This window comes from Phormidesmis priestleyi ULC007 (assembly GCF_003003695.1).
In the GTDB taxonomy this organism is placed as follows: domain Bacteria; phylum Cyanobacteriota; class Cyanobacteriia; order Leptolyngbyales; family Leptolyngbyaceae; genus Phormidesmis_A; species Phormidesmis_A priestleyi_A.
The window spans coordinates 30,225-51,226 of the sequence record NZ_PVWG01000008.1 but is presented as its reverse complement, the minus strand read 5'-3'; the positions used below and the strand labels follow the sequence as shown (position 1 = coordinate 51,226).

Genomic DNA, 21,002 nt, shown 5'->3' with positions numbered 1-21,002 from the left:
ATCGGATATTGCTGAACAGGAATAATTTGTAGGGGCAATCCCCTCGTGGTTGCCCTCCGTCAGGGGTAGGCACGAGGGGATTGCCCCTACAGCCATTTCATCGAATAATTTTAAGAATAGCCTAGCGTTGATTCTGATAAACCCATCACCGATCGGTAGTGTGCTTCGAGTTGCGCTACCGTCGGAGCCTGCCGTTTTGCATTCCATTGGCTTTGATTAAATAATTCTTGCTTCAATTGATTCACATCTACATTGCAGACAGTATTATTTGCAACGACTGACTGACCATTCACCCAGGCATGATCAACAACATTGACGGGGCGACCCAAAACCAGAAGCCCGATCGGGTCGGTGCGCGGCAACAAAGACAGATTCATCAAGTCGTATAGGACTAAATCAGCTTTTTTACCCACCGTCAGCGAACCGAGTTGATCATTTAGATTTAAGCCCATTGCGCCTCCTAGAGATGCCATCTCGATCGCTTGGCGAGGCGTAATCCAATTCTGATAATCGAAGTCAGTCGTATTGTGCAAAATCGAACCAATCTTGATCGCTTCGAGTAAATCTTGAGAATCATTACTCGCCGAACCATCACACCCGAATGAGACATTCACGCCTGCCTGCCGATATCTGAGAATCGGGGCAATTCCACTCCCCAATCGCAGGTTGCTAAGAGGATTGTGAACAACTGTTGATTTTGTGGCTGCCATGATCTCAATGTCGGCATCATCGAGCCAAACGCAATGAGCGAGAGAGGTACGATCGCTCAAAAACCCAATTTGCTTGAGATGTTCAACGGCGCTACGGCCATATTTTTCTTGAGCCAAAAGCTTCTGCGCTCTGGTTTCTGACAAGTGAGCGTGGCGACAGAGATTGTAGCGATCGCTTAACTCAATGCACCCTGCAAACAAGGCATCTGAACAGAGTTGTATTCCCGTGGGCGCGACGAGAATGTTCACTCCTTCATCAGGTCGATGAAACTGATTTACGGCTTCCTCGATTAGCGCTAAAGTTGCCGCCGTCGATCGCACATAGTCTCCGTGTTCTCGCTCGATTCCCCCGTTGGGAAGGCTTGCTGCTAAAGCCTCATCTTGAATCAGAGGAGCCACAAACGCCCGAATTCCGACCTGTCGATAAGCTCTAACCGCCGTCGCGATCGTCGCCAATTCCTGACCGGGGATCAAGACCAAGTGATCGACCACACTGGTTCCACCAGAGAGCAGCGTTTCGACCGCAGTTCCGATCGCGCTGAGATAAACTTGCTCTAGCTCTAGGGGCGTAAAGTCATAGAGTTCTGCAATCCACAACTCTAGAGGAACGGGCGGAATCATGCCTCGCTGCCACATCTCAGAGGAGTGAGTGTGAGCATTGACAAAACCGGGCAAGAGTAGCTTATTGCGTCCGTCGATCAAGGTGCCAACGGGTTCTAAATGGGGCGCGATCGCCGCAATCCGATCGCCCTCAATCTGCACATCAACCGTCTCGTAGGCACGATCAACTGGAATTAAAACATTCTGAATCGTAAAACTCATGTCGGTGAACGTTAGGGAACAAGTTTAAGGAAAGGGTAACAGATGTTATCGAAGCCTCGATCGTTGAACTGTTATACTCGCTACAAAATCGATTGTTCTATTTCGTGCAGAGTCCAAATTTTTCTAACCAAAGCTGGAATGATCCCTATAGAGCGATACTTAAACGAATGAAAAGATTACGCTAACCGCGATCGTCGATTAAGTACGCTAATTTATTGAGAAAATCTGAGTTCACTAACGCTTTGAGGAGCTTTTATTATGACCACGCTTAAAGTAGGAATCAACGGATTTGGGCGAATTGGTCGCCTCGCATTTCGAGCTGGCGTTGACAATCCCAATATCGAATTTGTGGGCATTAATGATTTGGTGTCGCCAGACAACCTTGCCTATTTGCTCAAATATGATTCGACTCACGGCAGATTTAAGGGCACCATTGAAGCCAAGCCTGACGGCATTATCGTCAACGGCAAATTTATTCCCTGTACGGCAATTCGCAACCCTGCCGACTTGCCTTGGGGCAAGCTGGGCGCAGACTATGTGATTGAGTCTACAGGTTTGTTTACTGATTTTGAGGGTGCATCAAAACATCTGATGGCGGGCGCAAAACGAGTCATTCTCTCGGCTCCGACCAAAGACCCTGAAAGAGTGCGGACGCTGCTGATTGGGGTGAACCATGACCAGTTTGACCCTGACAAAGATACGATCGTATCAAATGCCAGTTGCACGACAAACTGTTTAGCACCCGTTGCCAAAGTGCTCAACGACAGTTTTGGTTTAGCAGAAGGGCTGATGACCACTGTTCACGCGACCACAGCCACTCAACCAACGGTCGATGGCCCCAGTCAAAAAGACTGGCGTGGCGGACGGGGAGCCGCTCAAAATATCATTCCATCTTCGACCGGGGCAGCAAAGGCGGTGACATTAGTCTTGCCAGAACTCAAGGGCAAACTGACAGGAATGGCATTTAGAGTGCCCACACCCGATGTCTCTGTCGTCGATCTGACCTTCAAAACCAACCAAGCAACCAGCTATAAAGAAATCTGTGCCGCGATGAAGGAAGCGGCGGAAGGCTCACTCAAAGGCATTTTGGGCTACACCGATGATGAAGTGGTTTCGACCGATTTTCAGGGCGATTCGCACTCTAGCATTTTTGATGCCGGGGCAGGCATTGAGCTAAACTCCAATTTCTTCAAAGTCATCTCGTGGTATGACAACGAGTGGGGCTATTCGTGCCGAGTGATTGATTTGATGGTGTCAATGGCCCAGAAAGAAGGGATTTTGTAGAACGGGTGAAGTGTCGATCGGCTCCGGGAAACATGGGAGCGATCGACACCTTCTCGTTCAGTTAAATTAAGAAGATGAATACTTTGTTGCTGACTCAATCTGAGTGGTGAAAAGCGCAGGCAGAAAGCTCTTTAAGGCTTAAACGTGATTCTTCCCATTTAGAGTGATAGAAGAGGGACAACTTACAAACTACGATACAACAGCAAGCTAATCAACAGCGAAATTGGCGTAACAAAAAAGGAAAGTATTAGAATCGAAAGAGAGGCTGTGAAAAACTTAAATTTTATCGATGCGATTTCCGAATTTACGATTGTTTGACTCACTACATCCAAATCTTCTTTTCTAAATGGAAGCTTAATTTGATCGTCGAAATAAAGCCTGTTCATTGAACTTAGTAATTCAACGGGCTGATATTTCTTCAAATCATTGAAGAAATAGAAATTATCGGTATCCTTCAACCCATGTTTGACTCTTCTAGACGGTTTAGACATTAACCAAACAATCCGCTCAAGATCAGTCTTAGGAAGAAAAGACAGAGAGCTTATCAAGGCACTGATAAACAGAAGGGACATCGAAATTGAAGAGCCTTGCTGAAGCGAATTTGGCACGTTTGAAGCTGCACTAAGATAAGTTACAATTACAGTAACACCAGTACCTGAGAAAGCAAGAAGGACAGCATTTTTTGCTTCAGCAAACTTAAGCCAATCATTAGTTATTTGAAAAATTGAAAGCAGCTTCTCTGTAACTTCCATAGAAATTTTTCCTGAGAAATAGACTTAAATCAACTGTCTAGCTCAACTAGGCTTGAGCAGAAGGATCTGCCGTGTTTTTCACACCAATTGCTATCCAAGCTATAAGCAGTATCAAAATCAAATCGGCTGTCGTCAGACATATTCTCCTCTGTCCAAAGCTCGACTTTATTACCACTCGGACATCCACAAGAGTGTGTTGCCTTCTCATCTCTGAGGTTGCCAAAAAATCTATCTGAAACCCAGAGCTTGTTGTCTGTAGATAAACTGGCTAATTTTGCTGCCATATTTATTGGCTTTCCAGCCCAAACCTCATTCTGCCTATCTGTTCTGTTCTGATAGGTTTTTAATCCAAACCTGCGAACTAAGACAGTCTTTTGATCTATTCCGAAGTGACCGCCAATGTGCTGCTCAGTAAGGGCTTCGACTTTAGGCGTAAAATGCTCGTAAACAAAAGTTTTGAATGATATTGTTGCCGCGAGTGCCGAATAGGGTTGATCCTGGTTGAATAAGGCAAAAACTCCGTCTCCTTTGATGTCAATATATTCGGCTCCAAACTCATGAAAAATGCGGATACCCGTTTCCGTAAAAAGCCGATATGCTTTTGCCGTTGTTTTATCATGCAAACCAGCACTAAGTTTTGTAGATCCCTCCATATCTACAAAGCAGCAGATCACATTCGGGATCTTCAACCAAGTTCTAGGATTCTGAATTGGTATCTTGGGAGTGTCTGGAATTTGATCTACGTTAGTAATAGATACTGACTTACTAAAATGACCCAGTTCTGTTTCAATGATTTGCTCAATCGGAGTTAGCAGCTTGCCTTCTACTGTAGAATCTTCTCTAAAGAGAAGGGCATCCCTTACATCATCAAATAGGCTCATCGCGATCACTTGTGTTAAAAATTTACGTTTCTGCGAGGTTCGCGCTCACGTCATATAGAACACTAGCACTATTGCAAGAAAGTGCAACAGTGTGAAGGAATATATGTGGTGTGGATTGCCGGACTTGCGTGAACCGCTACTCCAGATAGAGTATCCACTGTGTTCCAGCACTACACCGTCAAAATTCAACATCATCATCGTCGATCGCAGAGTCAGGAAATCGGGCTTTGAGGGCGGGAATCACAGGGCATGGCTTACGATCGTCCAAATTCTCCGATTTGTTCCAGCTAAAAGGTGCTTGTTTGGTTGCTCTGCAATAGACATCAAACCTTAGAAATTGCGAAGTAGGCAATGAATACTACAGATAATTCTCCAATGGATAAAGATGTGGCTTTTCTTCGAGAATTGATGGATGAAATCAGCGACAGAGCCAGAGCTAGAGGCTTAACGCCGGAGATTCTGGAGTCTATCCTCAATGAGTCTTGAACGGTCATTTGTTCTCGATACCAATATCATGTCAGACCCGATCGCCAAAATTGAGGGTTAAATGCGATCGCCCCGGAGAAAGCATTAAGTAAGTTGCAAACTTCCCTCGAATTCGTGCTATATTTGCAATCGCACGTTCAAAACGCGCAAACAAGGGTTGCTAGCTCAGTGGTAGAGCATTCGGCTTTTAACCGACTGGTCCCGGGTTCGAATCCCGGGCAACCCATAAAATAGGGAGTTAGCAATTGCTGACTCCCTATTCACCTTTTCAGGTACGATCGACACCATCGTCCTCAAAAACCATCATGGGCAGCAATTTTGGTCATTTGTTCCGCATCTCTACGTTTGGCGAATCTCACGGCGGTGGCGTAGGCGTGGTGATCGACGGGTGCCCACCCAAAATTGAGATTTCAGCAGACGAGATTCAGTTTGAGTTAGATCGACGAAGACCGGGGCAAAGCAAAATTACGACTCCTCGCAATGAAGCCGATCGCTGCGAGATTTTGTCTGGCGTGTTTGAGGGCAAAACTCTAGGAACGCCGATCGCGATTCTCGTTCGCAATCAAGACCAGCGATCGCAAGACTATGACGAGATGGCGGTCAAATATCGTCCTTCTCACGCCGATGCGACTTATGACGCAAAGTATGGCATTCGCAACTGGCAGGGCGGCGGACGCTCATCGGCGCGAGAAACGATCGGGCGAGTGGCAGCAGGCGCGATCGCTAAAAAAATTCTGCGCGAGATTGCGGGTGTTGAAATCATCGCTTACGTGAAGCGCATTAAAGATTTAGAAGGCGTGATCGATTCCAACACGGTGACGCTAGAAGACGTTGAGAGCAACATTGTGCGCTGTCCCGACTCAGATTGCGCCGAGCAAATGGTGGACTTGATCGAGCAGGTTCGCAATCAGGGAGACTCGATCGGAGGCGTGGTCGAATGTGTGGCGCGACAAGTTCCGAGAGGACTAGGTGAGCCAGTGTTTGACAAGCTAGAAGCAGACCTCGCCAAAGCGATGATGTCACTCCCCGCGACCAAAGGCTTTGAGATTGGCTCTGGCTTTGCGGGTACGGTGATGACTGGCAGTGAACACAACGACGAGTTTCATACCGAAAATGGCGAGATTCGCACCGTCACTAATCGATCGGGCGGCGTGCAGGGCGGCATCTCAAATGGAGAAAATATTCTGATTCGGGTTGCCTTCAAGCCCACCGCAACGATTCGCAAAGAGCAGCGCACCGTCACCAACGCAGGCGAAGAAGTGACGTTAGCCGCTAAGGGTCGTCATGATCCTTGTGTATTGCCGAGGGCGGTGCCGATGGTTGAGGCAATGATGGCGCTTGTCTTGTGCGATCACCTGTTACGACAGCGCGGACAGTGCGGCGAAGTCCAATAAGGCAACCTGAATTACGATCGCCTACGAAGCTGCTGCCACCAATTTGTGGTGCCTTCTTGCTGCTGTTTGCGCTTTTTACTTCGCTGTTTGAGGCTAGAGTATTGACTGCGTTTTTTACGGACTTTCGTTTCTTCGGCGAGTCCATCTTCGGCAGCTTCTTTTTGCTCTGGCTCAATCTCTTTTGACACCCACCAATCGACAATTAAGCCGCTTGCCAGACCACCGATCGCGCCTAAAAAAATACTTAAGGGCGCAGAGTAGCCCATCCCAAACAGACTGATTAAGAACAGCAGCCAGATTTTCAGTCCTGTCGAAAATCCTTTTGAGATTGGTTGTCTTCGCACGGTCTCGACCCTTAAATAGTCACTACAAAGGATACCTCATTCGTCGTCAGTCATTCGTCATTTTTGAATCGCTTTTAGAGAAGAGGTTTGATGACGAATGACCTATGACTATTTTGGTAATTGTTCTTCTAAGTTTTGAGTGGTGTCTAGCATCTTGAGGTAAGGTTTTTCGGTTTCGGTAAACGGCTCCATCTGTTGGGTTTTGAGCAAATCAGTCGTCGCATCTGAGATATCGCCTTGACGCTGCTGCACGCGATCGCTCAACACCGACAGAGGCGCATCACAATAGAAGATTTCTAGCGGAATCTGGTGAGCAGCGGATTGAGCAACGACGGGCGATCGCAGCGCTTGACGATCGTACTTAGCATCCAAAATCACGGTGTAACCTTGCGATGCCAGCGTAATGCCGAGATTGAGGAGACGATCGTAAGTCTTCTCAGTCATTTCTAGGCTGTAGAGATCGGCTTCTCCTTTGGCATCTAGCGCAACGCCGCCGAGATGTTTGCGAATGGCATCCGATCGCAGGTGAATCGCTCCAGTCTGACGAGCTAACTGCCGGGCTACGGTACTTTTGCCAGACCCCGACAAACCCGACATCATCACCAATCGTCCCGATTTATGACGAGTGTATTCCCACGCCAAACGATAGTAGCGAGATGCCGTTTCGCTGGCTTCCTGCTTCACCGATTCTGCAATTGCCGGGTCGTCTAATAAGAAAGAAGTTACCTTGGCACGAACATAAGATTGACGACTGAGGTAGAGCGGCAACACCTGTAAGCCTTCCCAGTCGCCCGTTTGCTCAAGATAAGCGTTGAGAAATAAATTACTCAAATCAGGACGATTCCGGGCATCTAAATCCATCACGATGTAGGCAACATCGAACATCACATCGACAAAGCGAAACGGCTCATTAAACTCGATGCAGTCAAACAGCAAGATTTTGTCGTGCCAAAAGCAGATATTTCTCAAGTGAACGTCGCCGTGACATTCGCGAATCCATTTATTTTGAACTCGATTGACAAAAAGTTCTGATTGTTCAGCAAATAGTTTGTCTGTGTAGGCGCGAGTCTCATCAAATTGGACTTGGGTTTGCGATCGTCCAACATAACCCACGGTTTGATCATAGTTTTCGTCGATCGCTTGTCGAATTTGCGAGACTTCTCCAAACTTGAGAATGTAATCGCTGGTCGGTGCCTTTAAATGGAACGCTGCTAATTCTCGTGCCAGATCTTCTAGATGTTGTTCGGTGAGTTCGCCGCGATCGAACATTGCACTTAGCAACGTCTCTTGAGGAAACTGACACATCTTGACAACATACTCGACAGGTTCCCCGGTGCCGCCAAGCTGAAAGGTTTCTCCGGTCTGTGTGATCGGCTCAACGCCTAAATAAAGTTCGGCGGCTCCTCGTTGATTGAGACGCAACTCTTCATGACAAAAATGCTCCCGTTTCTCTAACGTCGAGAAATCTAGAAAGCCGAAGTTGACTGGTTTTTTGAGTTTATAGACCACCTCACCCGTGAGCAACACATAAGAGACGTGGGTTTGAATCAGTTCGATCGGCTCCGTCACCGGATGCGGATAAAACTCCGATCGCAGCATTTGCTGAATTAAAGGGGGTAGGGTCGTTTGGGTCATAGTTCGCTTTTAGACAATTATAAAAAAGCCAGGGAATGGTTGCTCCCTGGTTCTATATACACCTTAAGTTGACGTGAACCGCGCTTATACGACAGCGGCGGCTGCTTCGTCGTCGCCAGTTCCAGCACGGGTCGCCGAAATCATCACGACCACTCGACTGGCTTCACCTTGAGCCGTAACGCCTTCAGGCAAAGGCAACTCGTGAACGTGCAGAGCATCGCCAACTTTGAGGGCTGTTACATCAATTTCAATGCTTTGAGGAATGCGATCGGGCAGACATCTCACCTCTAATTCTGTGAGTTCGGTTTCCATCACGCCGCTCTCTTGCTTGACCCCATAGGCTTCGCCCACAAAGTATAGAGGCACCGTGATTTCAAGAACACTCTCAGCCGACACTGAGAAAAAGCTGAGGTGATAGAGGTAACGCTTCCAGGGGTGTGACTGAATCTCGCGCAGCAGCGCTTTACCCGTCCAGGGCAGTTCAGGGATGTTGACATTGATCAGCGTATTGTTAACCGAGGCATCGCGCACCAAAAATTCAGCCTTTTTAGCGTCAATGGTTAACTCAAGGGATTCGTTGCCTTTGTGACCATAGAGTACGGCCGGAATTTGTCCTGAGCGGCGCAGGGCATTGGGCTTACTTCCGGCAGCGCGTTTATGACAGTCGATCGTGATTTGCATAATGACCTTGGGAATGTGAGAGATGAACTTTGGACTTTGGATTTCAAGCAGTCTCAATCCAAAATTCTTTTATTTGACCACTGCTTGCGGCGTGCCGTTGGTGTATAGCAGCGCTCGTTTGGGCCCGTGAATGGGGTCTTCGACGATAATGGTCTGGTCACGGCTTGCGCCCAGAGACACGATCGCGATCGGCACATCCATTAATTCTGCCAGGAATTTGAGGTAATCGAGGGCTTGGCTCGGCAGATCTTCGAGAGATTTGCATTCCTCGGTCGATCGTTTCCACCCTGGCACGGTTTTATAAATCGGCTTGCAGCGAGCAAACAGCCGCGAATTGCTCGGAAAGTCTTCACAGCGCTGCCCATCGAGTTCGTAAGCAACACAGACCTGAATCTCTTCCATCTCGTCTAAGACATCTAGCTTGGTGATCGCGAGACAGTCAAGACCATTGATTCGCACTGCATAGCGACCGATCACCGCATCAAACCAGCCACAGCGCCGTTGCCGCCCCGTAGTAGTGCCAAACTCTGCCCCGCGATCGCACAGCAGGGTTCCGACCTCGCCGTGTAGCTCAGTGGGAAATGGCCCTTCACCCACGCGGGTTGTATAGGCTTTGGCTACCCCAATCACCCGATCGATAACGGTCGGGCCGATGCCTGTGCCAACACACGCCCCACCCGCAACCGGATTTGAAGAAGTGACATAGGGATAGGTGCCGTGATCGAGGTCTAACAGCGTCCCTTGTGCGCCCTCAAACAAAATATTCCGTTTGCGGCGAATGGCATCGTAGATTTTGAGAGAACTATCGACAACATGAGGACGCAAGCGATCGGCGTATTCCAGATATTCGGCCGTGACCGCTTCTACGTCGAGCGGCGGCAGACCATAGAGTTTTTCGAGAATGCCATTCTTGTAGTTAATCGTCCAATGAAGCTGTTTTCGCAGCGTATCAGCATCCATCAAATCAACGACTCGAATCCCCGTCCGCTCAGATTTATCAGCGTAGGTGGGCCCAATCCCGCGCCCAGTGGTGCCGATTTTATGAGTGCCGCGATGCTCTTCAGAGGCCCGATCGATCAGCCGATGATAGGGCATTGTGACATGCGCCGTTTCGGAGATCAGCAGGTTGTCAGTTGAGATATTTAAACTGATTAATTGATCCAATTCTTCAATCAGAACTTTGGGATCAATCACCGTGCCGCAACCGATAATGCACTCGGTTTCAGGATATAAAATGCCAGAAGGAATAAGGTGCAGTTTAAACGTCTGATCTTTGACAACGACTGTGTGCCCAGCGTTAACACCACCCTGGTAACGAACTACAACATCCGCCGATTTACTGAGCAGATCTGTAATCTTTCCTTTCCCTTCGTCGCCCCATTGGGCACCAATTACAACTACGTTAGCCAAGGGTTTTAAAGAGTGCTAGAGTTTTCAACAAACTCCCATTATCATCAGTAAATGCTGCGCGTGTCAATGGTGAATGATCGCAGGTCATCGGGTTTCGTTAACAGGAATCTGGTTGACGGTGCCTGATGGCGAAAAGTTTTCCTCGTTCAATTCTCTTCAACTGCTGCTATGCACAACTTTCTGCCGATCGCTTATTTCAAAAATCAGTTTGTCCCGTTTGCTGAGGCAAATCTTTCGATCGCGACTCACGCCCTTCATTATGGCACCGGAGCTTTTGGCGGGCTGCGAGGCATTCCCGACCCTAAGAACGCCAATCAGATTTTGTTGTTTCGGCTCGATCGTCACTGTCAGCGACTGAGCAACAGTGCCAAGCTGATTAACTACGAGTTACCTGCCGATAAAATTCAAGCGATCATTACTGAGTTTGTTCGGAAAAACAAGCCCGATCAATCGTTTTATATTCGTCCGTTTGTCTACACGTCTGGCTTGGGCATCGCGCCTCGACTCCACAATATTGAAAAAGATTTCTTCGTCTATGGGCTGGAGCTAGGTGACTATTTGTCAGCAGATGGCGTGACCTGTCGCATCAGTTCATGGTGTCGCCAAGAAGATCGCAGCTTACCGTTGAGAGGAAAAATTAGCGGTGCCTATATCACGTCATCTCTTGCCAAAACTGAAGCCGTTGAATCTGGTTTTGATGAAGCGATCTTGCTCAACACTCAAAGCAAAGTCAGCGAGGCTTCGGGAATGAATATTTTCCTAATCCGCAATGGTGAGTTGATCACTCCAGGCTATGAGCAAGACATTCTAGAAGGAATTACCAGAGATAGCATTTTGACGCTGGCTCGAAACTTGGGGATCAAGACTGTAGAAAGACCAGTGGACAAATCAGAACTGTTTATTGCCGATGAAGTCTTCTTGAGTGGCACGGCTGCCAAAATTACTCCGGTCAAAAAGATTGAAACTTACCCGATGCCTGAAACCCATCCCATTACCGATCGGTTGAAAGCAAAACTAACCGCCATCACTGAAAACTTAGAGCCAGACTATCGAGATTGGGTGTTTCCGATCGCGCTTCAATAGCGTCAGTTCGACGAGTTTTTTCGCTTCGTCAAGAGCAACTTCTGCCCCCTAAATCCCCCATTCTGAGGGACTTTGAACCGGAAATTTTGGCTTGAAGTCCCCCAAGATTGGGGGATTTAGGGGGCGCGATGGACTGGTAACGAAGTCGTCGAATTCGCAGCTTCATTAACAAAAAAAGAGATGTCTTTCACAGGCATCTCTTTTCTATCAATTAAATCGTAAAGATAAGCTTTTTTAAGAAGTGTTCCACCCTGGGGATCAACCCAGTAGAATTACTCTAGTTGGAAGCCGAGATGTAAGATCTCTCTCAGGGTAAGTGGAAAGAATTAGCAATAGCAGCTAATGTCTTCACCGCACTCATCTGCTAGATAGCACAGCGCTCGAAATCGCAGCGCAACCACTTCGTCATAGACGGGGTTAAGCTTGCACATCGGCGGAATGTGGAACAAAGTCTTTCCAAAGGCTTTAACGTCGCGCTCAAAGGGACACTGAGACGGAATTAGCTTACAAAGACGGTGAGCCAAGTCAGGGTTGCGGACTTGAACGCGATCGATCGCGTTGCGAAGTGGACGGAGTAGGTTAGGTTTTTGTGAATCATGAGATGACCGGGTAGCCGTGGCAGCATCGGTAAGCTCTGCTGCGGGTGAAGGGCTGACCCAGCTTGCGAGAGCGATGCGGCGTTGGGTGTCTTGCAATTTCATGTCTATCGTTTCCTCGACTCTGTTGAAGTGCGTAATGGGGAGAGGAGTAGCGTACGTATTAACTACATAATCAGGAACCAGAATCTCGGATGGTGAGACGGTTTTTTCAAAATCCTTGAGGATTGTTGGAGGCGTGTAAAGTTATTGTTACACTTTCTAGCTGATGCAACCATCTTGCCTAAAGTTTCAGCTAGGTAAACGCGTAGAATTGCTGAACTTTGATGATCATGCCTAAGTGATTGTGCTTATCGGATGAACGAATCAGAGCCGTACTAAATTTGCCCAATTGCGAACGCATAGGTAACTTTGTAACGTTAAGTAAACAATTCAGATTATATTCTAAACAGTCTTGATGCGATCGTTAGGTTACGCTTGCTACAAAACCACGCCGATCATGTAGTTTTTGGATTAGTTCAGTGCGATCCCCGCATGATAGGAGCGAACTTGACAGGTTGATACACTTTTTGTAAAAACCGAAAAGAGGTTCGATCGGACATTTCTGCCAGCGTACCCTTGAATCAGCCCCCAAGAATTCTCCAAGGATTGTGAATTGAAAAATATCGATTACTTGCAAATGGGCATGGCACTGCCGTGCCCCTATGTAATTTACGGTTCTAGGGAAGCTGTGCTGCCGTCTCGGACGTTGCATCTCCCCAAACGATTTGGCGTTGACTTGGGTCAGTGCGGTTTGTCTGCTCTTGCATAATGACTTTTGCCTGCCGGGGATCAAAATAGCGACTAAATTCTGCTTTGACGTGACCGACTCGTTTTTCTGTCGCCTTGACTTCAGCGTTGATTTCTTGCAGCTTTGAGTGCTGCGCCATGCTGTAGGGCAAGAGTTGAACCAGCGCCGCGATCGCCACGCCCGAAAGGGCAAGATTTACACCCAACTTGATTGAGGTCTCAATCGCGATCGTTCGATGATGTTGACGTTTTTTTTGTTGACCTGAGCGAGGCTGCGATCGAGGCGTTCTAACAGGCTGAAGAGGCTTAGTCGGCGATTGAAGTGCGTTCATGAGTTCAACGGGATGCGGTGCAGACGGTAGACTTTGACAGTCTTAATGGAAAAGTAGCTGCCTTTGGCGATTAATTCTAAATTGAGCGCTTCTAGACTGAAAAACTAAGCGGATCAGAAGACTAAAAACTCATTTTAGAGAGCTTGATACTGACGCTTCGATAACTCTACTGACAGAGTTAACTCAAAATCGCAAATATCTGCGCCAAAATCAAGAAGTACGTGTGAACTAAGCAGCGTTTCCCAATAATTTCGTCTGAGTCAGCAACCCAAATGAACTAGCCGGAAAACTGCCTCGTCAGTGTACCCCGCATCTTAAAAAACGATCACTCAACTTGTCGAGAGAATCATTGATTACTGCGGGGATCAGACAAAGCAGTCTCCCTGCCGCGATCAAGGGAGATCTATTTATACAACTCGGTAGACAGCCGGAAGGCAAGAATGCCAGGAATGAGGGCCACTACAAGGGCAACTAGAATTTGAGTATCTGATAGAGGCATTGAGTTTGAAACTCCTTAATCTCAGGGTTATCGTTCCTCAATGTCGATCAAACCGTCCGCTTTCGGAAGATTTTGTTACAAGATTCAACACAAAATGGGGATCATGAGACTCAGGTCTCGCGTGTGTGGCATGACTCAGACCTCCTAGTTAAGGTAGGCTGATATATGAGCAAAGCTTTTTCTTAAATTAGGATTGAGTTTGTCAAGACTTGTTTGTAACGCTTAATCAGAAATCATTGATGCTAGACCAACTTTCAGACTTCCCTGCCACCTTTAATGTTCAAACTCTTTTGCTGCTGCTGGTTTTAGTGGCATTAGAAGCGGTGCTGTCGGCAGATAACGCGATCGCCCTGGCTGCAATCGCGCAAGGGCTGGAAAAACCTGAGCTTGAACGGCGCGCCCTCAACATTGGCTTAGTGTTTGCCTACATTTTGCGGATGAGCTTAATTTTGACGGCATCCTGGGTGAGCAAATATTGGCAGTTTGAGTTGGCAGGGGCAATCTACTTGCTGTGGTTAGTCTTTCAATATTTCTCGTCTGACTCAGACGATGGAGACGAACACCACGGGCCGCGGTTCACCTCGCTGTGGCAAGCGATCCCCGTTCTGGCACTCACAGATTTGGCGTTCTCTCTAGATAGTGTAACGACCGCGATCGCCGTTTCTCAAGAAACCTGGCTGATTTTGATTGGGGCCACGATCGGGATCATTGCGCTGCGGTTTATGGCGGGTCTGTTTATTCGCTGGTTAGACGAGTTTACTCACCTAGAAGACGCAGGTTACATTACGGTCGCCTTGGTCGGATTGCGTCTGCTAATGCGAGTCATCAACGATAGTCTAGTGCCGCCCGAATGGGTGATGGTGACAGCCGTCGCGCTGATATTTGTCTGGGGTTTCTCTAAGCGCAATCCTGTTGAAGTTAAAGAAGTGAGAGCCGAGAAATTAGCAGCCTCTGAAAAAGAAAAAATGGCTGAACCTGAAGAAAAGAAATTAGAAGTTTGAGTGAGATTTTGCAGACGAGGGGATGAAATGAAATGGCTGTAGGGGGAGCGCCCCCGTGCCTACCCCTGACGGAGGGCAACCACAGGGGGATTGCCCCTACCCAAATCATTTCTCTATTCCGCAATACTAGAAGTTATTCGTAGATCCAGGAAAGGATAGTCGGTTGCCAGTTGACAAGTTCTTCTTCCTTAAACCACAGAGCAATTTCGCTTTGAGCCGTTTCAGGTGCATCTGAGCCGTGGATCAGGTTGCGTCCAATATTTGCGCCTAGGTCTCCGCGAATGGTGCCAGGTTCTGCCGTGAGCGGGTTGGTGGCTCCAATCACTTTTCTAGCCGCCGCGATCACACCATCGCCTTCCCAGACCATTGCGACAACAGGGCCAGACGTGATGAATTCGACCAAACTGCCGAAAAATGGGCGTTCTTTGTGAACCCCATAGTGCTGTTCTGCAAGTTCGCGGCTGACGTTCATGAATTTCAAACCCACGAGGGTAAATCCTTTTGTCTCAAAGCGTCCGATGATCTCGCTAATGAGCTTACGCTGCACACCATCAGGTTTGATGGCCAAAAATGTCCTTTCCACGAGTCGCTCCCAGAAATTTATGCCTTTTTACAAAACAAGATTAGCCCAGAACGGAGGCGATTGGCTTCGCGATCGCTAAAGGGGTGCGCTGCTTAACCTACGAATTTGTGAAGGATGCGGTAGACTGACATCTCAATAAGATTTTCCAAGGGGTAAGACACGATGGGGGAGCGCCACACGTCAGCGAAAGCAGAGGCGGAAAAAGCACTGGTTGAAGCACAATCAGCATCGAATGGGAAGAGTCTAAAAAGCAAGTCTGAAGCAACGCCGTCAAAGTCTTCTGGTTCAGCGGCGATCGTCAAAGACGTGCCCAAAAACTGGACGATCGAAGACAGCGAAGAACTCTATCGCATTCATGGCTGGGGCGATCCCTATTTTTCAATCAATGCTGCTGGGCATGTGACGGTTTCCCCTAAAGGCGATCGTGGCGGTTCATTAGATCTGTATGAATTAACGAATGCGTTGAAGCAGCGTAATTTAGGTTTACCATTACTGATCCGATTTTCAGACATTTTAGAAGATCGGATCGAGCGATTGAATGCGGCATTTGCAAAAGCGATCGCTCGCTACAATTACGCAGGCGTTTACAAAGGCGTTTTTCCGACTAAGTGCAATCAACAACGCCATTTGATCGAAGATTTAGTTCGCTTTGGTAAACCGCATCAATTTGGGTTAGAAGCCGGATCTAAACCAGAATTAATGATTGCATTAGCATCGCTGAAAACACCTGGAGCGCTGCTAATTTGTAACGGCTATAAAGATCGCGAATACATCGAAACGGCAATGCTGGCGAGACGGTTAGGACAAACGCCCATTATTGTTTTAGAACAAGTAGAAGAAGTGGAGTTAGCGATCGAGTCCAGCAAAAAACTGGGCATTCAGCCAATTTTAGGAATTCGGGCGAAACTAAGCGCCAAAGGCATTGGACGCTGGGGCACATCGGCGGGCGATCGGGCAAAATTTGGCTTGACGGTTCCTGAAATCATTCAAGCGATCGAGCAACTGCGCGAAGCAAATATGTTGGATTCGCTGCAACTGCTGCACTTTCATATCGGTTCACAGATTTCGGCGATTAGCGTCATTAAAGATGCGTTGCGCGAGGCGGGTCAGATTTACGTCGAACTCGTGAAACTGGGCGCAAATATGCAGTATTTGGACTGTGGCGGCGGTTTAGGCGTAGATTATGACGGTTCTCAAACGAATTTTCACGCCTCCAAAAATTACAACACGCAGAACTACGCGAATGATGTTGTCGCCGCGATTAAAGATGCCTGCACAAGTGCAAAAATTCCGGTGCCGACGTTGGTGACTGAGAGTGGACGCGCGATCGCGTCTCACCAATCGGTTTTAGTTTTTGATGTATTGGGCACTAGCGAAGTCCCGGCTGACAAACCCGAACCATTGCAGGAAGACGAACACCTGATCATTCGCAATCTCTACGAAACCTACGACTCGATTAAGCCAGAAAACTTTCAGGAGGCCTATCACGACGCAACTCAGTTCAAAGAAGAAGCCGTGAGTTTGTTTGGCTTTGGCTATCTGAGCTTGCCAGAACGGGCACGAGCAGAGCGATTATATTGGGCTTGCTGTCATAAGATTTTGGCGATCGTGCGTCAGCTTGATTACGTCCCCGACGATCTAGAAGACCTCGAAAAAATCATGGCTTCGATGTACTACATGAATCTTTCGGTGTTTCAGTCTGCACCTGATTCGTGGGCGATCGACCAACTGTTCCCGATCATGCCGATTCACCGTTTAGATCAAGAGCCAACGCAACGGGCTACGCTGTCTGACTTAACTTGCGACAGTGACGGCAAGATTGATCAATTTATCGATTTGCGTGATGTCAAGTCGGTGCTAGAGTTGCATCCGCTCAAACCAGGCGAGTCCTATTATCTGGGAATGTTTCTCAACGGTGCATATCAAGAGATTATGGGCAACCTGCACAACTTGTTTGGCGACACCAACACGGTGCATATTCAACTCACGCCGAAGGGCTATCAGATTGAACACGTCGTGCGCGGTGACACGATGAAAGAGGTCTTGGGCTACGTGCAATATGACGCGGAAGATATGATCGAAAGCATTCGCCGTCAGACCGAGCAAGCCCTACAAGAGCATCGGATTACGCTGGAAGAGTCTCAGCTTTTGCTGCAAAACTATGAGCGCAGTTTGAGCGGCTATACATACCTATCACCTTGAGGATTATGGATGGCTCAACTCAACCTAATCAAGACAAGCAACGCGCACCCATGAACCGGACTCTTACCCTCAGTGATGAAGATAAAGTCAGGTTGGCTCCTCGCATTCTCAGAAAGTTACCTTCAGATCCCTTTTTAATTCCGCCAACGGGCACTATTCAAGGTGACTGTCTAGAAGTAGCAAAGCTTCTACCGTTGGGTGTTGTAGACCTGCTGATCCTTGACCCACCCTACAATCTCAATAAAAGTTTTAATGGACGCAAATTCTTAAAGCGTACCGTTGATGACTATGCACTCTGGCTAGATGAAGTTGTTCACATTCTTAAGCCCTTGTTGAAGCAGACAGCCTCGATCTATATCTGTGGCGATTGGCTGTCTTCTGCTTCGATCTTTACCGTTGCCTCATCGCACTTTGTCGTTCAAAACCGCATTACCTGGGAGCGTGAAAAGGGTCGAGGCGCTAAATCAAACTGGAAAAATTCGAGTGAAGATATCTGGTTTTGCACAATGTCGGAGCATTACACATTTAACGTCGATGATGTAAAGCTTCGCAGAAAAGTAATCGCACCTTACAGAAATGGAGACGGCACACCCAAAGACTGGCAGGTGACAGGGGAAGGCAACTTTCGCGACACTCATCCCTCAAATCTTTGGACGGATCTAACCATCCCTTTTTGGTCAATGTCAGAAAACACGGATCACCCGACTCAAAAAAGTGAAAAATTAATTGCAAAGTTAGTCTTGGCAAGCACTAACCCCGGTGATTTTGTGCTCGATCCCTTTTTGGGTAGCGGCACGACTTCAGTGGTTGCAAAAAAGCTCGGCAGAAAGCATCTCGGCATTGAGCTAGATGAAACCTATAGTTTATTGACCGAACGCAGGCTAGAGATTGCAGACTCTGAACCCGGGATTCAAGGCTTTTCTGAGGGTGTATTTTGGGAGCGCAATACACTTGTTGTTCAGCAGAAGGGGAGAGCAAATAAAGCTATGTCGGAATCAAGTATTGTAGAGTCTGATTAAGCCAGCTTCGGTACATCATAGCGAATATTGGCTTTTCTCATCCGCTCTAAAGCTTCACCCAAACGATCGCACTCCGCAATCAAGCTAATTCGCACATAGCCTTCGCCGCCAGCCCCAAACGCATTGCCCGGAGTCAGCACTACGCCCGTCTTTTGCAACACCGACAGCGCAAAATCAGTCGAGCCGACTCCGATCGGGCAGGGAATCCATAAATACATCGTCGCTTGAGTTTTAGGAATTGACCAACCCAGTTGCGCCAATCCTGCAATCAAATAATCGCGACGAGTGCGATAGCGATCTTGCACTTCAGTCAAATATTTATCGGGCAGTTGCAACGCCGTTTCTGCTGCCGTTTGCAAAGCTGCAAAGATGCCATAATCTAAGTTTGTTTTTAGCGTTCGCAATCCTTGAATAATGTGACGATTGCCGACCACAAAGCCGACTCGCCAGCCTGCCATATTATAGGTTTTAGACAGCGTGTGAAACTCAACCCCAATGTCTTTCGCCCCCGGAATTTCTAACAAACTGGTAGGTTTGTAGCCGTCAAACGCTAACTCTGCATAGGCTTGATCATGCACCAGCATAATTTGATAATGACGAGCAAACGCCACGACTTCCTCAAAAAACTCACGGGGAGCCGTTGCTGTCGTCGGGTTGCTCGGATAGTTAAAGTAGAGAATTTTGGCCCGTTCGGCAATGCGATCGGGAATCGCCGCCAAATCAATCAACCAATCCTGCTCGGCTTTGAGAATGAGCGGATAAATTTCGGCTCCGGCAATCAACGGGCCGCGAAAATGGGGCGGATAAGACGGACTCGGCACCAGTACCAGATCGCCCGGATTGATATAAGCCAGCGCTAAGTGTGTCAACCCCTCTTTAGAACCCAGCAGCGGCAGCGCTTCGCTATCGGGGTCGAGATCGACATCATAGCGACGACGATACCAATCGGTGATGGCGCGCCGAAAACTAGCAGTGCCCTCAAACGGGGGATAGCCGTGATTTTTAGGATTTTTTAGCGCTTCAGTGGCGGCTTCGACGATCGGCAACGGAGTCGCCCCATCCGGGTTTCCCATTCCCAAGTCGATTAAATCAACACCCTGCGCTCTCGCATTTGCTTTTAACTCATCGAGACGCGCAAACACATAAGGGGGCAAAATTCGCAGACGATCGGCAGGCGTAATCCAACTTAGGCTCATGGCGCAATCTCTCTAAGAAAAAGAGTGAAGAGTTCAAGGTTTGAGATTTAAGGTTTGAGTTGGATATTCTACCTCAAAACCCTCGTCATTCTTCAGATTGTGGCAAGGTGCAGTCGTAGAAACCATCGCTGCCATCAGTTGAGTCGGAGCCACACTAAAGGGCAATCGGTGAATATCGGATTGGTCAGCACAGGCAACCTCGGCAGCTCGTTGAAGATCGGCGATCGAGACTTTTGCCAAGCCTAAATCGATTAAAGTTTGCGGCAGCCCAATCTCGCAATAAAACTTTAAAAGCTGCTGCCGCGAAGTGGTCGCCAACCAATTGCCCTGAATCATTTCTTCTAACCGAAGCTGCACCAAAATTCCGAAGGCAACTTTCTCGCCGTGCAGTGTGCCGTGACTTTCAAGCAAGTGAGTCAACCCGTTGTGAACAGCGTGAGCCGCCACCGTTCTACACTGTGCCCCGCCGATGCCGCCAATTACGCCCGCCATTAGCACGGTGGCATCCACCACTTCTTGCCAAACTTCGCCGCCAGGGAACTGCAAAGCAATGGCAGACTGTTGAAACAAAATGTCTCGCAAAACTCGCGCTTGCTGAACCGCCGCAATCAAAAAGGTTTGCTGAGAATGACCACTGCTCACCGAAGCCTCATACCACTTAGCGATCGCGTCTCCAATCCCTGCTACTAAGGTTCGTTGAGGTGCAGTTGCGATTAATTCATAGTCCAGCACTAATAAGTCAGGACATCGTGACAGACTAACATCATAGAGAAACGCACCGTCTTCTGAATAAACATTGGATAATGCTGTCCAAGCCGCACAGGTTGCCCCCGATGTCGGAATCGTGACGATCGGCAACTTGCATTGATGAGCGATCAGTTTTGCCGCATCTAGCGCTTTGCCGCCGCCACTGCCAATAATCAGATCTGCCCGGTGTTCGGCAACCGCTCGTTTCAGAGATAGTAATGCCGACTCACTACAATCAGCTCCATAAGAAGCTTGAGCGATCGTGCAATTCTGACCCGTCAAAGCAGACTCAAGACGAGGCTGAATGATTTGTAAGGTGTGATCACCACCGATTAGCAAAGGACGGGAACCTAATTGCGCGATCGCAGAACCGACTTGCTTTAGGGCACCGTTGCCTCGAATCACTTGAGCAGGTGCGATCGTCAGCGAGATCAAAGAATCAGTTCGAGTAGACATTTTGGCGAATCAAGCAAAAACTGAGTGTGAGTCTCAATTTTAGCTCTTATGGCAATTTGATTTACGCGACACCCTTGCAAGAGACACTGCCGTGCCATGC

Annotated in this window: 21 protein-coding genes and 1 tRNA gene; 8 read left to right on the top strand and 14 right to left on the bottom strand. The window is 48.0% G+C overall.

Translation table 11 applies throughout. The features are described from left to right. Positions 1-110: 110 nt before the first annotated feature. Positions 111-1,532 carry an amidohydrolase gene (locus C7B65_RS09460; protein WP_073071046.1) on the bottom strand — a complete coding sequence of 474 codons (1,422 nt, stop codon included), beginning with the start codon at positions 1,530-1,532 and terminating at the stop codon, positions 111-113. 258 nt (positions 1,533-1,790) lie between these two features. Here C7B65_RS09460 and gap point away from each other — a divergent pair, with 258 nt between their 5' ends. Further along, positions 1,791-2,816 (top strand): type I glyceraldehyde-3-phosphate dehydrogenase, encoded by a 1,026-nt coding sequence (gap, locus tag C7B65_RS09455; RefSeq protein WP_073071045.1) that lies wholly within the window; start codon positions 1,791-1,793, stop codon positions 2,814-2,816. A 182-nt stretch (positions 2,817-2,998) separates the two neighbouring features. Here gap and C7B65_RS09450 read toward each other — a convergent pair whose 3' ends face one another. The 3 genes from C7B65_RS09450 to C7B65_RS27770 form a co-directional block, all read right to left on the bottom strand. Beyond that, positions 2,999-3,568, bottom strand: coding sequence for a Pycsar system effector family protein (locus C7B65_RS09450; protein WP_073071043.1), 570 nt, complete (start codon positions 3,566-3,568; stop codon positions 2,999-3,001). 29 nt (positions 3,569-3,597) lie between these two features. Then, a complete protein-coding gene (locus C7B65_RS09445; RefSeq protein WP_073071042.1) occupies positions 3,598-4,449 on the bottom strand; it encodes an adenylate/guanylate cyclase domain-containing protein in 852 nt (283 codons plus the stop codon). 178 nt (positions 4,450-4,627) lie between these two features. Then, positions 4,628-4,801 carry a hypothetical protein gene (locus tag C7B65_RS27770; protein WP_181314375.1) on the bottom strand — a complete coding sequence of 58 codons (174 nt, stop codon included), beginning with the start codon at positions 4,799-4,801 and terminating at the stop codon, positions 4,628-4,630. On the opposite strand from C7B65_RS27770, the gene C7B65_RS29235 reads away from it, so the two are divergent. From C7B65_RS29235 to aroC, 3 genes are all read left to right on the top strand, one after another. Then, complete coding sequence (locus tag C7B65_RS29235; protein ID WP_262983534.1) at positions 4,801-4,935, top strand: hypothetical protein; 135 nt, start codon at positions 4,801-4,803, stop codon at positions 4,933-4,935. The genes C7B65_RS27770 and C7B65_RS29235 overlap by 1 nt on opposite strands. 154 nt (positions 4,936-5,089) lie before the next feature. After that, a tRNA-Lys gene (locus C7B65_RS09440) sits at positions 5,090-5,161 on the top strand. 19 nt (positions 5,162-5,180) lie between these two features. Beyond that, entirely contained in the window at positions 5,181-6,329 is a 1,149-nt protein-coding gene (gene aroC, locus C7B65_RS09435; protein WP_317615810.1) for a chorismate synthase, read from the top strand. 11 nt (positions 6,330-6,340) lie between these two features. Here aroC and C7B65_RS09430 read toward each other — a convergent pair whose 3' ends face one another. From C7B65_RS09430 to C7B65_RS09415, 4 genes are all read right to left on the bottom strand, one after another. Further along, complete coding sequence (locus C7B65_RS09430; protein ID WP_073071038.1) at positions 6,341-6,673, bottom strand: hypothetical protein; 333 nt, start codon at positions 6,671-6,673, stop codon at positions 6,341-6,343. Between the two features lie 108 nt (positions 6,674-6,781). Beyond that, positions 6,782-8,308, bottom strand: a complete 1,527-nt coding sequence (locus C7B65_RS09425) for a bifunctional aminoglycoside phosphotransferase/ATP-binding protein (protein ID WP_073071036.1) — start codon at positions 8,306-8,308, stop codon at positions 6,782-6,784. Positions 8,309-8,392: 84 nt separating this feature from the next. Beyond that, complete coding sequence (locus C7B65_RS09420) at positions 8,393-8,989, bottom strand: 50S ribosomal protein L25/general stress protein Ctc (protein WP_073071035.1); 597 nt, start codon at positions 8,987-8,989, stop codon at positions 8,393-8,395. 69 nt (positions 8,990-9,058) lie between these two features. Then, positions 9,059-10,399 carry an adenylosuccinate synthase gene (locus tag C7B65_RS09415; RefSeq protein WP_073071033.1) on the bottom strand — a complete coding sequence of 447 codons (1,341 nt, stop codon included), beginning with the start codon at positions 10,397-10,399 and terminating at the stop codon, positions 9,059-9,061. Between the two features lie 168 nt (positions 10,400-10,567). Here C7B65_RS09415 and C7B65_RS09410 point away from each other — a divergent pair, with 168 nt between their 5' ends. Continuing rightward, a complete protein-coding gene (locus C7B65_RS09410; protein ID WP_073071031.1) occupies positions 10,568-11,482 on the top strand; it encodes a branched-chain amino acid transaminase in 915 nt (304 codons plus the stop codon). A 326-nt stretch (positions 11,483-11,808) separates the two neighbouring features. On the opposite strand, the gene C7B65_RS09405 is transcribed toward C7B65_RS09410, so the two are convergent. The 3 genes from C7B65_RS09405 to psaM all read right to left on the bottom strand — a co-directional run bounded on the left by C7B65_RS09405 (position 11,809) and on the right by psaM (position 13,698). Next, positions 11,809-12,183, bottom strand: a complete 375-nt coding sequence (locus tag C7B65_RS09405) for a Mo-dependent nitrogenase C-terminal domain-containing protein (RefSeq protein WP_073071029.1) — start codon at positions 12,181-12,183, stop codon at positions 11,809-11,811. Positions 12,184-12,797: 614 nt separating this feature from the next. Further along, entirely contained in the window at positions 12,798-13,199 is a 402-nt protein-coding gene (locus C7B65_RS09400) for a slr1601 family putative cell division protein (RefSeq protein ID WP_073071027.1), read from the bottom strand. Positions 13,200-13,602: 403 nt separating this feature from the next. After that, on the bottom strand, positions 13,603-13,698 hold the full coding sequence (psaM, locus tag C7B65_RS09395) for a photosystem I reaction center subunit XII (RefSeq protein WP_073071025.1): 96 nt from the start codon (positions 13,696-13,698) through the stop codon (positions 13,603-13,605). A 239-nt stretch (positions 13,699-13,937) separates the two neighbouring features. Between psaM and C7B65_RS09390 the strand changes: the two genes are divergently transcribed. Further along, positions 13,938-14,699 (top strand): TerC family protein, encoded by a 762-nt coding sequence (locus tag C7B65_RS09390; protein WP_073071023.1) that lies wholly within the window; start codon positions 13,938-13,940, stop codon positions 14,697-14,699. A gap of 133 nt (positions 14,700-14,832) precedes the next feature. On the opposite strand, the gene ndk is transcribed toward C7B65_RS09390, so the two are convergent. Then, positions 14,833-15,282: a nucleoside-diphosphate kinase gene (ndk, locus tag C7B65_RS09385; protein ID WP_073071021.1), complete on the bottom strand. Its 450-nt coding sequence runs from the start codon at positions 15,280-15,282 to the stop codon at positions 14,833-14,835. Between the two features lie 162 nt (positions 15,283-15,444). Between ndk and speA the strand changes: the two genes are divergently transcribed. Together speA and C7B65_RS09375 are read left to right on the top strand one after the other, a co-directional pair. Further along, on the top strand, positions 15,445-17,484 hold the full coding sequence (gene speA / locus C7B65_RS09380) for a biosynthetic arginine decarboxylase (RefSeq protein ID WP_083582850.1): 2,040 nt from the start codon (positions 15,445-15,447) through the stop codon (positions 17,482-17,484). 5 nt (positions 17,485-17,489) lie between these two features. Then, the gene (locus tag C7B65_RS09375) at positions 17,490-18,503 is read left to right on the top strand and encodes a DNA-methyltransferase (RefSeq protein WP_223257351.1); all 1,014 of its coding nucleotides are present in this window, start codon (positions 17,490-17,492) and stop codon (positions 18,501-18,503) included. Here the strand turns inward: C7B65_RS09375 and C7B65_RS09370 are convergent. Together C7B65_RS09370 and C7B65_RS09365 are read right to left on the bottom strand one after the other, a co-directional pair. After that, positions 18,500-19,699 (bottom strand): aspartate aminotransferase, encoded by a 1,200-nt coding sequence (locus C7B65_RS09370; protein ID WP_073071019.1) that lies wholly within the window; start codon positions 19,697-19,699, stop codon positions 18,500-18,502. The two genes, C7B65_RS09375 and C7B65_RS09370, sit on opposite strands and share 4 nt — an antisense overlap. Positions 19,700-19,732: 33 nt before the next feature. Continuing rightward, positions 19,733-20,902, bottom strand: coding sequence for an iron-containing alcohol dehydrogenase family protein (locus C7B65_RS09365; protein WP_073071018.1), 1,170 nt, complete (start codon positions 20,900-20,902; stop codon positions 19,733-19,735). Positions 20,903-21,002 lie beyond the last annotated feature (100 nt).